Annotated in this window: 13 protein-coding genes; 9 read left to right on the top strand and 4 right to left on the bottom strand. The window is 72.5% G+C overall.

The genetic code is table 11. The annotated features are described in order from the left end of the window. The first annotated feature begins 29 nt into the window (after positions 1–29). The 3 genes from KIK06_RS10985 to KIK06_RS10975 all read left to right on the top strand — a co-directional run bounded on the left by KIK06_RS10985 (position 30) and on the right by KIK06_RS10975 (position 2,172). Entirely contained in the window at positions 30–836 is an 807-nt protein-coding gene (locus KIK06_RS10985) for a DeoR/GlpR family DNA-binding transcription regulator (protein ID WP_017601822.1), read from the top strand. A gap of 151 nt (positions 837–987) precedes the next feature. Beyond that, on the top strand, positions 988–1,806 hold the full coding sequence (locus KIK06_RS10980; protein WP_268643093.1) for a polyprenol monophosphomannose synthase: 819 nt from the start codon (positions 988–990) through the stop codon (positions 1,804–1,806). Positions 1,807–1,875: 69 nt separating this feature from the next. After that, on the top strand, positions 1,876–2,172 hold the full coding sequence (locus tag KIK06_RS10975) for a hypothetical protein (protein ID WP_017601825.1): 297 nt from the start codon (positions 1,876–1,878) through the stop codon (positions 2,170–2,172). A 73-nt stretch (positions 2,173–2,245) separates the two neighbouring features. Here the strand turns inward: KIK06_RS10975 and KIK06_RS10970 are convergent, their stop codons facing one another. The 3 genes from KIK06_RS10970 to KIK06_RS10960 all read right to left on the bottom strand — a co-directional run bounded on the left by KIK06_RS10970 (position 2,246) and on the right by KIK06_RS10960 (position 7,445). Next, entirely contained in the window at positions 2,246–3,844 is a 1,599-nt protein-coding gene (locus KIK06_RS10970; RefSeq protein ID WP_268643092.1) for an MFS transporter, read from the bottom strand. Positions 3,845–3,943: 99 nt separating this feature from the next. Continuing rightward, a complete protein-coding gene (locus KIK06_RS10965; protein ID WP_268643091.1) occupies positions 3,944–6,676 on the bottom strand; it encodes an ABC transporter permease in 2,733 nt (910 codons plus the stop codon). 4 nt (positions 6,677–6,680) lie between these two features. Continuing rightward, positions 6,681–7,445, bottom strand: a complete 765-nt coding sequence (locus KIK06_RS10960; protein ID WP_268643090.1) for an ABC transporter ATP-binding protein — start codon at positions 7,443–7,445, stop codon at positions 6,681–6,683. A 356-nt stretch (positions 7,446–7,801) separates the two neighbouring features. Here KIK06_RS10960 and KIK06_RS10955 point away from each other — a divergent pair, with 356 nt between their 5' ends. The 6 genes from KIK06_RS10955 (at position 7,802) to KIK06_RS10930 (ending at position 13,230) form a co-directional block, all read left to right on the top strand. Beyond that, the gene (locus KIK06_RS10955) at positions 7,802–9,043 is read left to right on the top strand and encodes a sensor histidine kinase (protein WP_268643089.1); all 1,242 of its coding nucleotides are present in this window, start codon (positions 7,802–7,804) and stop codon (positions 9,041–9,043) included. A gap of 6 nt (positions 9,044–9,049) precedes the next feature. Beyond that, positions 9,050–9,709, top strand: a complete 660-nt coding sequence (locus tag KIK06_RS10950) for a response regulator (RefSeq protein WP_017601830.1) — start codon at positions 9,050–9,052, stop codon at positions 9,707–9,709. A gap of 154 nt (positions 9,710–9,863) precedes the next feature. Further along, positions 9,864–10,568: a 3-oxoacyl-[acyl-carrier-protein] reductase gene (gene fabG / locus KIK06_RS10945; RefSeq protein WP_268643088.1), complete on the top strand. Its 705-nt coding sequence runs from the start codon at positions 9,864–9,866 to the stop codon at positions 10,566–10,568. Positions 10,569–10,662: 94 nt separating this feature from the next. Continuing rightward, on the top strand, positions 10,663–11,427 hold the full coding sequence (fabI, locus tag KIK06_RS10940) for an enoyl-ACP reductase FabI (protein ID WP_017601832.1): 765 nt from the start codon (positions 10,663–10,665) through the stop codon (positions 11,425–11,427). Between the two features lie 111 nt (positions 11,428–11,538). Beyond that, on the top strand, positions 11,539–12,363 hold the full coding sequence (locus KIK06_RS10935; protein ID WP_268643087.1) for a class I SAM-dependent methyltransferase: 825 nt from the start codon (positions 11,539–11,541) through the stop codon (positions 12,361–12,363). Positions 12,364–12,468: 105 nt separating this feature from the next. Continuing rightward, positions 12,469–13,230: an SDR family NAD(P)-dependent oxidoreductase gene (locus tag KIK06_RS10930; protein WP_017601834.1), complete on the top strand. Its 762-nt coding sequence runs from the start codon at positions 12,469–12,471 to the stop codon at positions 13,228–13,230. A 13-nt stretch (positions 13,231–13,243) separates the two neighbouring features. Here KIK06_RS10930 and KIK06_RS10925 read toward each other — a convergent pair whose 3' ends face one another. Further along, entirely contained in the window at positions 13,244–14,650 is a 1,407-nt protein-coding gene (locus tag KIK06_RS10925; RefSeq protein ID WP_268643086.1) for a serine hydrolase domain-containing protein, read from the bottom strand. Between the last annotated feature and the right edge of the window lie 20 nt (positions 14,651–14,670).

Below are 14,670 nucleotides of genomic sequence, written 5' to 3'. Positions count from 1 at the left end.
ACTGAGCGGTACGGAAAGGGGTCGTGTGCATGGCCGAGGAGAGTCGTCCGGCGTTCGCCGCCGAACGCAGGGACCGCATCCTCGAACTCGTCCGCGCCCACGGCACCCTGTCCCTGCGCGACATCGCCGCCAAGGTCGGCGCCTCCGAGGTCACCGTCCGCCGTGACGTCCGCGCACTGGAGGCCGAGGGGCTGGTCGACCGAAGGCGTGGAGGGGCGGCGCTGCCGGGCCGGATCGGCCACGAACAGAGCTACTCCGGCCGCAGCGGGCAGTGCGCCGCGGAGAAGGCGGCCATCGCCGCCTCCGCCGCGCGACTGGTCCGACCCGGGGAGGCGATCGCCGTCGGACCCGGCACCACGACCGAGGCCCTCGCCCGGGAACTGCTCTCCCACACCGAACTGACCGTCGTCACCAACTCCCTGCGCGTGGCCGAGGCTCTGGCGAACTCCGCCGGGGCCGAGGTGGTGATGACCGGGGGAACCCTGCACGGCCCCATCCGCGCGCTCGTCGGCGCCGCCGCCGAACGGAGTCTGGCCGGGCTCCGCGTCACCCGGGCCTTCCTGTCGGGCAACGGTGTCAGCGCCGACCGCGGACTGAGCACCCCCAATCCGGCCGTGGCCACCGTGGACCGGGCGCTGTCGGCGTGCGCGGAGGAGACCGTCGTGCTGGCCGACCACACCAAGATCGGCGCCGACAGCATGGTGTCCACCGTCGCCCCGGAGGAGATCGCCCACCTGGTGACCGACAGCAGCGCCGACCCCGAGGTGCTCATGACCCTGGAGGAGACCGGCGCCCTCGTCCACGTGGCCGTGGTCGCCCAGGAACGGGGAGAGTGACCGAGAGGGGAACGTTCGTCCGTTCCGGGGGAGGGAAACACGTACCCTACCGTTCACGCACGCTTGTGCCGTTGGCGCCCTATGCGTGATCCTGGGCCTCACCCGCTCGCCAACCGCCCCCACCGTCGTCCACACGCAGGAGCCGCCGCACATGCACGTCCAGCCCACACCTCCGGAAGCCGCCGGATCCGCCCCGGTCCGCGTGACACCCTCCCCCGTCGCCCTGCCCGACCCCTGGTCGCGGGCGCGCCTGACCGTCGTCGTCCCCACCTACAACGAGGCGGCCAACCTCCCGGTGCTCGTCGGTCAGCTGATGGCGCTCGGTCTGCCGAACCTGGGCGTCGTCGTCGTGGACGACAACTCGCCGGACGGCACCGGCGAGGTCGCCGACAAGCTCTCCGTCGAGTACGACGGCCGGGTCACGGTCGTGCACCGCACTCGTAAGGAGGGGCTCGGGCGCGCCTACGTCGCGGGCATGACCCGCGCGCTCGACGACGGCGCCGACTACGTGGTGCAGATGGACGCCGACCTCAGCCACCCCGCGGGCTACGTGCCCCAGCTGCTCGGCACCCTGATGTCCACCAACGCCGGCGTCGTGATCGGCAGCCGGTACGTGCCCGGCGGCAGCCTCTCCGAGAACTGGGGGACCCGCCGCCGCCTGCTCAGCGGCTGGGCCAACGCCTACGTCAAGGCCGTGCTGTCCATGCCGGTCCGCGACGTCACCGCGGGCTTCAAGATCTGGCGGGCCTCGACCCTGCGTGTGCTGGACCTGCCCGGTATCCAGAGCACCGGGTACGCCTTCCAGATCGAGATGCACTACCGGGCCTTCCGGCGCGGCCAGAAGATGATGGAGATCCCCATCCACTTCGAGGACCGCATCGTGGGCGAGAGCAAACTGGACGGCGCGGTCGCCTTGGAGGCGGCCCTGCGCCCGCTGCGCCTGCGCCGGGCCGAACGCGCCCGCCGCTGACCCCCGCGTCCTTCCCATGTCTGCCCTGACCTGGGATCATCAGGGGCAACAGGGAAGGAGGGGGCCACCGTGAGCGAACAACCCTATGACGTCGACACCGACCTGGGGGATGATCCCCAGGAGACCGAGATCGCCGAGTGCGAGCGTGTGATCGACCCCGACTTCAACATCCTCGCCTACGACTTCGTGGACGACGACAGCCGGGGCGAGTGGGGGATCAGCCAGGAGGTGCGCGCCGAACGCCGGCGGGTCGTCCCCCACCAGCGCTGGGGGCCGCAACGCAGCGCCGAGGAGGACGCCGTGAGTGTGGTGTCGGAGTCGGATGTCTCAGCCGAACCCGACGCCGCGCCGGAATCCGACCTCTGACCTTCGCCCGCCAGCGGAGCGCCACAGGACACGCGGACCATTCCGACACAGGCGGGCGGCGGCCCGCTCCGGGTCAGTCCGTGCCCGCCCGACCCGTGTCGCGGGGCTCTCCCGCGCTCGAACCCGGACACGCGCGCACCGGCGGCCCCGACACACCGCAGAACCGCGTCGGGCGCCCCCTCTGCACGGGACGCGCCTCGGGAGCCTCCTCCGGGACGAGTTCCCCCTTCTCCTCCGCGGGGCCCGGCATCCGCCCGCGCGGCAGCGCAGCGGCGCACAGCGCGGCCAGGACGCACAATCCCGCCAGCACCAGCATCGCCGACCCGAACCCCCGCGCGATCGCCTCCGCCCCGGCCCCCGGGCCCGCCGCCTCCCCGCCCGCGCCACTGATGCCGACCACCGCCGGGACCGCGGCCACCCCGATCAGTTGCGCGCCCCGGGCGAAGGTGTTGTTCACCCCCGAGGCCAGTCCCGCGTGCCGCTCGGGCGCCGACGCCAGCACGGTCGCGGTCAGCGGCGCCACGGCCGCCGACAGCCCCAGCGCGACCAGGAGGACACCCGGCAACACCCCGCTCACGTAGGGGTCGTCGGCCTCCAGCCGGGACAGCGACACGAACCCCGCCGCCAACAGCAGGGGGCCGACGACCAGCTGCGGACGCGGACCGAGCCGCGCCGCCAACCGTCCCGAGCGCGCGGACAGAGCGAGCATGAGCGCGGTGATCGGCAGCGAGGCCGAACCCGCCGCGATCGGGGAGTAGCCGCCGACCTCCTGGAGGTAGATCACCAGGAGGAAGAAGAGCGGTCCGAGCGAGCCGTAGATGAGGACGGTGGCCGCGTTGGTCACGGAGAACGCGGGGGAGGAGAAGATGCCGATCGGGAGCATCGGATCGGTACTCACCCGCTCCACCAGGACGAACGCGACCAGGGCCGCCGCCCCGGTCGCCGCGCCGACCCACACGGCGGGGGTCGCGCCCACCGCGCCCCACTGGATGAGCGCGTACGTGGTCCCGCCCAGTGCCACGACCCCCAGCAGCGCGCCCGGAAGGTCCAGCCGCCGCCCGGCCGCCTCGTCCCGGGACTCGGGCACCTTCCACCAGGAGATCGCGAGGACCACCGCCGCCAGCGGCAGGTTGATGAGGAAGATCAGCCGCCAGTCGCCGACCTGGACCAGCCAGCCGCCCACGAACGGGCCCACCGCCGCGGCCACGCCCGTCAGCCCCGACCACGCGCCGATCGCCCGGGCCCGATCCTCCTCACGGAAACCCGCCTGGAGGATCGCCAGGCTGCCCGGTGTCAGCAGCGCCCCGCCGATCCCCTGCGCCACGCGGCCCGCCACCAGCCACCCCAGTGTCGGCGCGAACGTGCACAGCGCCGAGGCCAGCGCGAACACCGCCACACCCACCATGAACAGCCGCACCCGGCCGAACCGGTCGGCCAGGGAGCCGCTGAGCAGGATGAGCGCGGACAGCGTGACCATGTAACCGTTGACGATCCACTGCAAACCGGACAAGCCGGTGTCGAGGTCGTCCTGGATGGCGGGCAGTGCCACCGTCACCACCGTCGAGTCCAGGAACGCCATCCCCGAACCGAGCACCGTGGCCGTCAGCGTCCAGCGCGCGGCGGGTGTTCCCCAGGCCACCGCGCCCGTCGAAACCGGGGTCGAAGCACGCACGACACACCTCCGACCCCCAACAGTACGGCGCGGTCTCCCACCGCAGTAGGGGACCGCGCCGTGTGTCACGGGCCCGTCAGGGCCGGAGCGCCGGGGGCGTCACTCGCTGGCCAGGGCCCCGGTGATCGAGGTGCCCGCGGCTCGGCGACCCGGCAGGATCGAGGCGAGCAGCCCGGCCAGGACGGCGACCCCGATGAACACCGCGATCTGACCGACCGGGAGGCTGAACACCATGCCCGGCAGCGCCGAGGCGGCGGCCGCCCAGCCGAAGACCACACCCAGCACGATGCCGATCCCCGCGCCGATCAGGCACAGCAGCACGGCCTCCACGCTGAGCATCCGGCGCAGTTGGCCCCGGGCCAGCCCCAGCGCCCGCAGCATCGCGGACTCGCGGGTGCGCTCCAGCACCGACAGCGCCATCGTGTTGGAGATGCCGAACACCGCGATGATGATCGCCAGGCCCAGCATCGCCGCGATGGTGTAGAAGGCGATGTCCATCATGTCCGAGAACTGGTCCTTGATCTCGGCCACGGACATCACCTGGAGCGTGGGGTGGTCGTCGACCGACGCGTAGACCGCCTCGCGCAGCTCGGCCGGGTCGGCGTCCTGCGCCCCGCGGATGAGCAGGGCCTGGTCCTCGGTCAACTCCGGGAAGAGGGTGGTCAGGTCGTCCACGTGGAGGATGGCGCCCCCGGTACCCGTGGAGCCCTCCACGATCGCCGCGACCTCCAGTTCGACCTCGGTGCCCTCGTTGGCCAGGGCGAAGGAGTCACCCACGCTCACGCCCTCGGCGGAGCCCTCCGTCAGGGCGATGCGGCCGGGACCGACGTCGGACAGGTCGCCCTCGACGGTTTCCATGGTCAGGTCGGTGCCGTACTCCGCGCCGGGGTAGGCGGTGACGTCCACGTACTGGCCGCCCCCGGTCTCCAGGTAGCCGTTGCGCTGACCGAAGACTCCGGCGACGGTCGGCTCGTCCGCCAGGTCGCGGCGGACCTCCTCGGGGATCGTCCCGAGCCCGGACGCGTCGGTGTCGGCGGCCGTGTCGGCTCCCTCGGCGGCATCCGCCTCCGGGGCTCCCTCGGCGGGCGCGGCGCTCGGCTCGGTGCCCGGTTCCCCGGTGCCCTCGGCGGTCTCGGTGCCCTCGGCGGTTCCGTCGGCGGGGGCGTCCCCGCCCGTCGTCTCCTCACCCGGGGTGTCCCCGGCGCCCGCGGGCTCCTCCATGGCGAACTGCGGGTTGATCTGGTAGTCGATCGGGAACTGCTCGTCCAGCATTCGGGTCAGGGTCGTCTCGGTGGAGGCGCTGACGACGGAGTAACCGGTGATGAGCGTGGCTCCCACGGTCAGGGCGATCATCGCGGTGGCGGCGCGGCGCGGGCTGCGCACGGAGTTGTCCACGGCCAGCATGCTCGCCACTCCGACCCTGCGCAGGGGCAGGCCGACCACGCGGACGATTCCGCGTACCAGCAGCGGCCCCAGGACCACGACGCCGATGAACGCGACCAGGGCGGCGCCCGTCACGATGATCGGCCCGGACATGCCCATGTCCGACATCTGGGTCAGCGCGATCAGGGCACCGGAGACCGCGAAGGTCACCAGGCCGAACACGACGCGGATCCAGCCGGTGCCCTTCTCGATCCCGGAGGCGGTGGCGCTGGTGCGCAGGGCCGTCAGCGGGGCCACCCGGGTGGCGCGCAGCGCGGGGACCATCGCGGAGACGACGGTCACGACCGTACCGACACCCAGTCCGGTCAGGATCGCGGTCGGGGTGATGACCAGGGGGATACCGCCGTCGGCACCCATCGCCGGGGCGGCGAACGCCGCTCCGGCGACACCGATACCCACACCGGCCAGGACACCCAGGGCGGAGGCGACCAGGCCCACGACCACGGACTCCAGCAGCACCGAACGGAAGACCTGGCCGCGCTTGGCGCCCACACAGCGCAGCAGGGCCAGTTCGCGCTGGCGCTGGGCGATGAGGATCGCGAAGGTGTTGTAGATGACGATCCCGGCGACGAACATCGCGATGAACGCGAAGAGCAGCAGCGCGACGCGGAAGACCTCGGTCTCCGCACCGGCGCTCTCAGCCATCTCCAGGCCGTAGGCCTCACCGGTCATGACTTCGGCGGAGGTGCCCAGCACACCGGCGACCGCGTCGACGACGTCCTCGTCGGTGTACCCCTCGGCGGCGACCGCGTCGATCTCGACGTAGCCGGTCGCGCCGGTCATCTCCGTCACCGTGTCCGGTGCGAAGATCACGGCGCCGCCCAGGCTGTAGGAGGGGTCCACACCGAAGTTGACCAGGCCGGTGACGGTGAACTCCCGCTTCTCCTGCTCGGGGTCGAGCACGGTCACGGTGTCCCCCACGCCGAAGCCGGACTGCTCGGCCGTGGAGGTGGCCAGGGCGATCTCGTCACCGCCCGAGGGCAGCTCGCCCTCGGCGGCGTCGAACCGACTGGCCCCCTCGACGGAGACGGCGGCGGGCGGAGTGAAGCCGAGCGCGCGGCCCTCGGAGTCCAGCAGGATGGCCTGTCCCCGAACCATCCCGTCGGCCTCGGCGACCTCGGGCAGGGCGCGGATCTCCTCCAGCTGGTCCGCGGTCAGCGGCTCGGGCTCGACGTATGCGCCGTCCTCGCCCGGCTCCGCCTCGGCCTGTGTGGCGATGGCGTCCACGGAACCGGCGGAGCCCATCACGGACTCCTCGTAGTTGGCGTTCAGGGTGTCGGCGAACACCATCGTCCCGGAGACGAACATGACGCCGAGCAGGATCGCCAGGACCGTCGTGACGTAGCGGGACTTGTGCAGCCGCAGCCCCGCGAGTGTGGTGCGCAGCATGCGGTCAGGCCTCCAACTTCAGCAGCCGGGCCGAGACCAGCTCGGGGTTGGGGTCGGTGACCTCGTCGACCAGCCGACCGTCGCGCAGGAACACGACGCGGTCGGCGTAGGAGGCGGCCACGGGGTCGTGGGTGACCATGACGATGGTCTGGTCCAGGTCCTTGGCCGAGTCGCGCAGGAACGCCAGGACCTCCGCGCCCGAACGCGAGTCCAGGTTGCCGGTGGGCTCGTCGGCGTAGACCACCTCGGGCGCGTTGAGCAGGGCGCGCGCCACGGCCACGCGCTGCTGCTGGCCGCCGGAGAGCTTGGCGGGCAGGTGGTCCAGGCGGTCGCGCAGGCCGACCACGTCGATGATGTGGTCGAACCGCTGCTGGTCGACCCTGCGCTTGGCGATCTGGGACGGCAGCAGGATGTTCTGCTCGGCGGTCAGCATCGGCAGCAGGTTGAACGACTGGAAGATGAACCCGATCCGGTCGCGGCGCAGCAGGGTCAGCTCGGCGTCGCGCAGGCCGGTGATCTGGGTGCGGCCCAGGTGCACGGTGCCGGACGTGGGCACGTCCAGGCCCGCCAGGCAGTGCATGAGGGTCGACTTGCCCGATCCGGAGGGGCCCATGATCGCGGTGAACGCGCCCCGGTGGAAGTCCACGTCCACCCCGGCCAGGGCATGGACCTGGCTGCCCCCGGTGTCGTAGGTCTTGGTGAGCCCCCGGGCGACCACCACCGGCGGGGCGGTGGCCGAGGGAACGGGCTGGACTGAGGACGCGGTCACGGCAGACAACTCCAGTGGTGACGGTACGGACACGTGTCACCGGGCGGTTCGGAGGTCGCCTCCGGTCCCGCCCGGTGCGGTTTCCACGCTAGGTCCACCGCGATGTCCGAATCCTCCGCCCACAGGCCGATTCGCACCCCGGCCAAAGGGACGATGTGGGCACGGGTCCACGACTCCAACGTCGGGGGTCGGTACCGACTTTCGTCGGGGGTCGTCGCGGCGAAGGAGCGGGGGAGAGGCCCACGGAACCGGCTACCACCAGGGGGAATGCCGATGGCACCGACGATCGGCCGTCGTGCGCCTCGCCGTCGGCGAACGGCGGGGGCCGGGCCCGGCCCGATCGTAGAATCCGGCGCATGAGGGAGCAGAACACGAGGGTAGCCCGTGGACCGGCGGGCTGGTGGCGGCGCGGTGAGCGATGGTGGTGGGACCACCGGCTGCGCTTCGCCGACTGGTTCTACGCCATCGGATCCTTCCCCATGGTCGCCCTCGTTCAGATCATGCCCGACATCGGGCTGCTGCGGCCGGTGCTCACCCCGCTGTTCATGAGCGGCGACACCCCCCTGCTCGTGGTCCTGGGGGTGGTCTTCTACCTGGTCCCGGCCGGACTGGTCTCCGTGGCCGTCCTGTTCCGCCGCTCCCGGCCGCACTGGCTGCTGGCACTGGCGTTCGGGCTTCTCCTGCTCTTCGGCAACATGCTCCCGGCCGCCTTCGCCCTCTACTCCTACGCGGTGCACTTCGACGACCGCAGGCTCCTGGCCGGATGGTTCGCGGTCCAGGCCCTCGCCCTGTACGTCGCCCTGGACGTGAACCTGCTCGCCTATGTCTTCAACTTCGGCCTGTTCCTCGTCGTCCCGACCACCCTCGGCCTGTGGGTCGGGACCCGGCGACAGCTCATCGACCGCCTCCAGGAGCGGGCCGAACGCCTCGAACGGGAGAAGCACCTCATGGCCGAGCACGCCATCACCGCCGAACGCACCCGGATCGCCCGGGAGATGCACGACGTCGTGGCGCACCGGGTGAGCCTCATGGTCCTGCACGCGGGCGGCCTGGAGGTCTCCGCCGAGGACCCGCGCACGGCCGAGGCCGCCGGACTGATCCGCACGACCGGCCGTGAGGCCCTCGCCGAACTGAGGGGCATCCTCGGGGTCCTGCGGGACGAGGACGGGGAACGGGCGCCCACCGCCCCCCAGCCCGTCCTGGTCGACATCGACCGGCTCGTGGGGGAGTGGCGCGACGCGGGCATGGTGGTGGACCGCGGTGACACCGGCGGATTCGACGACCTTCCCCCGACGGTCCAGCGCACCGCCTTCCGGGTGGTGCAGGAGGGGCTGACCAACGCCGCCAAGCACGCGCGGGGAGCCCGGGTGACCCTGGAACTGCGCCGGAAGGGCGACACCCTGGAAGTGGAGGTGGCCAACGGGCCCGCCACCGTCGCGGCCCCGCCGCCGCCGAGCAGCGGGTACGGTCTTGCGGGTATCCGTGAGCGCGTCGCCCTGGCGGGCGGATCGCTCACGGCGGGCCCCCGGTTCGACGGGGGGTGGCGGCTGAGCGTCGTCCTTCCGGTCAGCGGGGGACACGAGGCGGAAGGGGAGTGATCGGCGGTGATCCGCACCATCCTCGTCGACGACGAGAACCTGGTCCGGTCCGGGCTGCGGATGATCCTGGAAGCCGCTCCCGACATCGAGGTGGTCGGGGAGGGCGGAGACGGCGAGGAGGCGCTCCGGCTGGCCCGGGAGCTGTCCCCCGACGTGGTCCTGCTCGACATCCGCATGCCGGGCACCGACGGGCTCACCGCCGCCGCGCGCCTGACCGCGCTGCCCGACGCGCCGCGCGTGGTCCTGCTCACCACCTTCGACCTGGACGAGTACGTGCACCGGGCGCTGCGCACCGGCGCCGTGGGGTTCCTGCTCAAGGACACCCCGCCGCGCGACCTCATCGCCGCCGTGCGCACGGTGCACGAGGGCAACGCCATGCTCGCGCCGAGCGTGACCAAGCGCATGCTCGAACGCTTCGCCGAGCCCGCGCCCTCCGGTGCCTCCACCGGGCGCGATGAGGCCGAACAGCGGCTGTCCGTGCTCAGCGAACGCGAACGGGCGGTGCTGGTCGCCGTGGCCCAGGGCAAGTCCAACGCCGAGGCCGGACGCGCGCTGGGGATGCGGGAGGCGACGGTCAAGGCGCACGTCAGCCGGATCCTGGCCAAACTGGGGATGTCCAACCGGGTGCAGGCGGCCATCCTGGCCCACGACGCGGGGTGGGCCTGAGCCCGAGCGGCGGGCGCGCACCCGCCGAGGACCGGCGTCAGCGCACCTCGGTTGCTGCTACCGCTGGGTAGCTCGGTACCCTGCAAGGCGATCCCACCCCCGGAACATCCACGTCGTGGCTGGTGACACCAGCCGCAGGAGAAGAGGTGCCCCTATGTCGCGATCGGTTCTGGTCACCGGCGGCAACCGCGGAATCGGCCTGGCCATCGCCCGAGAGCTCGCCGCCGGAGGCGACGACGTCGCCGTGACCCACCGTTCGGGCGAGCCGCCGGAGGGCCTGCTCGGGGTGCGCTGCGACATCACCGACTCCGCCCAGGTGGACGCCGCGTTCAAGGAGGTCGAGGAGGCGCAGGGCCCCGTCGAGGTGCTCGTCGCCAACGCCGGGATCACCAAGGACCAGCTCCTCGCCCTGATGAGCGAGGACGACTTCTCCTCGGTTCTGGACACCAACCTCACCGGGGCGTTCCGCGTCGCCAAGCGAGCCGTACGCGGCATGATGCGCAAGCGCGGCGGCCGCATCATCCTCATCTCGTCCGTCGTGGGCATGCTCGGCTCGGGCGGTCAGGCCAACTACGCGGCCTCCAAGGCGGGCCTGGTCGGCTTCGGCCGCTCCCTCGCCCGCGAGCTCGGCTCCCGCAACATCACGGTCAACGTCGTGGCCCCCGGTTTCATCGAGACCGACATGACCGCCCAGCTGGGAGAGGACCGCCAGGCCGAGATCAAGAAGAACATTCCGCTCGGGCGCATCGGCGACACCGAGGACATCGCCAAGACGGTGGGCTTCCTCGCCGGTCCCGGAGCCGCCTACATCACCGGCGCCGTCATCCCCGTGGACGGCGGTATGGGCATGGGCCACTAGCCCCGCGCCCTCCCGCGCCCCGCTTCGCCTCCACCCGCACAGCCACCGGACCACCCCGCCGGTCCAGACCAGAATCAGGACGGACAACCCGACCATGGGACTTCTCGAAGGTAAGCGCATCCTCGTCACCGGGGTGCTCACCGACTCCTCCATCGCCTTCCACGTCGCCCGCCTCGCCCAGGAACAGGGCGCCACCGTCGTGCTCACCGGTTACGGCCGGATGAGCCTGGTGGAGCGCGTCGCCAAGCGGCTGCCCGAGACGCCGCCGGTCCTGGAGCTCGACGTCACCGACGACGAGCAGCTCGGCACGCTGGCGACCCGCGTCGGCGAGCACGTCGACGGCATCGACGGCATCGTGCACTCCATCGGCTTCACCCCCCAGGACGCCCTGGGCGGCAACTTCCTCAACACGCAGTGGTCGGACGTGGCCACCGCCATGCACACGTCCACCTTCTCCCTGAAGTCGCTCACCACGGCGCTCATGCCGATGATGAAGGACGGCGGCTCGGTGGTGGCGCTGGACTTCGACAACAGCGTGTCCTACCCGATCTACGACTGGATGGGCGTGGCCAAGTCCGCGCTCACCTCCACGGCGCGCTACCTGGCCCGTTACGTCGGCGACCAGGACATCCGCGTCAACCTGGTCTCGGCGGGACCGCTGAGCACCATGGCCGCGCGCAGCATCCCGGGCTTCAACGACCTGGCCAAGCACTGGCCCGAGCGCGCCCCGCTCGGCTGGGACGTGACCGACCCGGAGCCCGCCGCCAAGGCCGTGGTGGCGCTGCTGTCGGACTGGTTCCCCGCGACCACCGGTGAGATCGTGCACGTGGACGGCGGATTCCACTCCACGGGCGCCTGACCCGCCCGGTCGGGGGCGCCCCGGGGCGCCCCCGACCGGAAAACACGTTGACGTGCGCGTTCCCGTGCTGGTCTGATCACGTGACTACAGGACGAGGACAGTGGGGGAACCGTGACGTTCACCGTGGAGGAACCCGCCCGTGACGCCGACGAGGTGCGCCGTCGGCACGAGGCGAACCGGATCGCCTGGGACGAGGGGGCCCTGCACTACACGAGGGAGCTGGCCGCCGACATCGAGCGGCTGCGCGCGGGGGAGTCCTCCACGCATCCGGTCGAACGCGCCGCCCTGGGCGACCTGGCCTCCTGGTGCGGCAGGGCCGTCCACCTCCAGTGCGCCTCCGGACAGGACACCCTGTCATTGCTCCTGGAGGGGGCCCGCGAGGTCGTGGGCGTCGACATCTCCGGGCGGCACGTCGACAACGCCCGCGCCAAGGCGCGCGCCCTCGCCCTACCCGCCACCTTCCACCGTTGCGACGTGCTCGACACCCCCTCCGAGCTGGACGGCACCGCCGATCTGGTCTACACCGGGCAGGGCGCGCTCTGCTGGATCCACGACATCCGCGCCTGGGCCGGGGTGGTCGCCCGCCTGCTGCGCCCCGGCGGGCGGGTCCTGGTCTTCGACACCCATCCGGCCACGTGTCTGTTGGACCCCGAGGCGACCACCCCCGTCTGGTCGGGCCTGGACTACTTCGCGCACGCCGAGCGCAACACCGGCTGGCCGGCCGAGTACATCGGCGACGTCGTCGAGGAACACGCGGTCAAGCACGAGCGGCTGTGGACGATCGCCGACGTCGTCCAGGCCCTCATCGACCAAGGGCTGGCCCTCACCCGCCTGGAGGAGCGCCCGGACGATTTCTGGAACGCCTTCCCCGCCCTCGGCGACGAGGCGAAGCGCGCACTGCCGATGACGTTCCTGCTCACCGCCGAACGACGCTGACCCGCCCTGCCGTCATACCGGCACGCCGGACGCGGCACCCGCCCGCACCGGTGTAACCTGCCGGACGCAGGCAGGGCGGTGCGGGGCCGCCGAGGAGGGGGACGCATGGATCTGCACCTGACGGACGCACGGGTCGTCATCACGGGGGCCAGCCGGGGGATCGGCCGGGCCATCGCCGACGTGTTCGCCGACGAGGGGGCCGACCTCGCGATCTGCGCGCGGGGCGCCGAGCCGCTGGAGGAGGCCGCCGAGGAACTGCGCCTGACCGGCGCGACCGTGTTCTCCCGCGCCCTGGACGTCGCCGACGCGCCCGCGCTGGACTCCTTCATCGACGACGCCGCCGAGATCCTGGGCGGGATCGACGTCCTGGTCTCCAACGTGTCCGCGGGCAGCAGCCGCACCCCCGACCAGTGGGAGCGCAACTTCGACGCCGACGTCCTGCCGTTCGTGCGCATGGCCGAACGCGTCTTTCCGCACCTGCGGGAGTCCGAGCGCGGCGGTTCGGTAGTGCTCATCTCCACGACCTCCGCCTTGCACACCACGCGCCCCGCCGGACCCGCCGCCTACGGTGCGCTCAAGGCCGCGCTCAACCACCACGCCGCCTCCCTCGCCCGGTCGTGGGCGCCCGAGGGCGTCCGCGTCAACACGGTCTCGCCCGGTCCGATCGAGTTCCCCGGCGGCGGCTGGGACCGGCGCCGCGAGAACGACCCCGAGTTCTACACGACCATCCGCGGCCGCATCCCCTACGGCCGTCTCGGCCGACCGGAGGAGGTCGCGCGGGCCGCCGCCTTCCTGGCCAGCCCCGCCGCCAGTTTCGTCACCGGCAACAACCTCGTGGTGGACGGCGGATTCCTCGACCGCGTCTGAGCGGGCGCGTCCGTCAGTCGGATCCTCCCCGGGCGGCGGCCCGCGCCCGCAGGGCGAGGGTCAGCGCACCGCACACCCCCGCGACCAGAACCGCGGCCGTGGTGTCGGGCAGCCACAGCAGTGCGAGGCGCGGGCCGTACGCGGCGACCAGCCACACCGCCGCCGCGACGGCCGCCGCCCCGGCGACGCCCCAGGCCAGAGCCGCGGCGACACCGCCTCGGCGCCGCCACACGGCCGGCCCGGCCAGCACCGAGCCCACGACCATGGTCAGCGCGAACGCCGTGGAGCCCCACACCATCGCCCGGTCGGCCACGCTCGGCCCGGGGTCCCGCGGCTGGTCGCCGCCCGCCACCAGGTGGGCCAGGCCGAAGGCCACCGCCTGGATCCGCCCGTCGCGCATCAGGTCGTAGGTGTTCTGGAGGACCACCACCGCCCGGTCGTGCTCCGGCAGGACCACGACGATCGCCGCGTGGCCCGGGGTCGCGCCGCCGTGGAAGACGATCGGCTCGTCCAGCTCCGACAACCGGGTCTCGCGCCACCCCAGCCCGTACTCCTGCTCGGAACCGGGCACGGGGACGATCCCCGTGCGCGCCCGCGCCAGCGTCCCCGCGTCGAGCACCGCCGGGTCGTCCGCCAACTGCGCCCGAGCGAACGCGGCCAGCGCCACCAGGTCCCCGCCCAGGTATCCGTAGGCCACCCCGGCGTCGTCCACGCCGTCCGCGTCGGCCAGCGGCACACCCCACAGCGAGCGGTACCCCGGGGGCAGCCCCGCCGCCGCGGCCTCCTCGGCACTGGTGAACGCGCCGTCCATCCCCACCGGGTCCAGCACGGCCCCGCGCAGGTAGGAACCGAAGTCCCGGCCGGTCACGCGTTCGATGACCGCGCCCAGGATCAGGTAGTTCGCGCTGCTGTACTCGTGTGTCCCGGGAGTGCCCGCCTCGGAGGCCGCGATCCGCTCGACGCGCGGCCCGAACTCCGCCGACTCCGGGCCGTACACGTCGGCGGTCTCGACCGTGGCCGCCTCGGTGATTCCCGAGGTCTGCGTCATCAGGTCGCGCACGGTCGGGTCGGCGTCGAAGCCGGCGAACTCGGGCAGGTACTCCTCCACCGGGGCGCCCAGGTCGAGCCGTCCCTCCTCCGACAGGATCAGCGCGGCGGTCGCGGTCACCGGTTTGGCCACCGACCCCCACAGGAACGGGGTGTCCTCGGTGACGGGGTCGCCGTCCCCGTCCACCCCGAAGGCGCCCTGCTCCTCGACCCCCTCGGGTCCCACCACCGCGTAGGCGAGCCCGGGGGTGTCGGTCGTCGCCATGCGCGCGCGGACGTAGGAGTCCATGTCCCGCGTCGCGGCGGACGCCGGAGGCGGGGCGGGGGACACCAGGGCCAGGGCGAGGGACACGGCTGCGGCACGTCGGTACACAGGGGGCTCCTTCGGGTAAC

Source organism: Nocardiopsis sp. EMB25 (genome assembly GCF_026797795.1).
In the GTDB taxonomy this organism is placed as follows: domain Bacteria; phylum Actinomycetota; class Actinomycetes; order Streptosporangiales; family Streptosporangiaceae; genus Nocardiopsis; species Nocardiopsis lucentensis.
The sequence above is the reverse complement of the archived record's forward strand: the minus strand, read 5'-3'. Positions and strand labels throughout refer to the sequence as shown.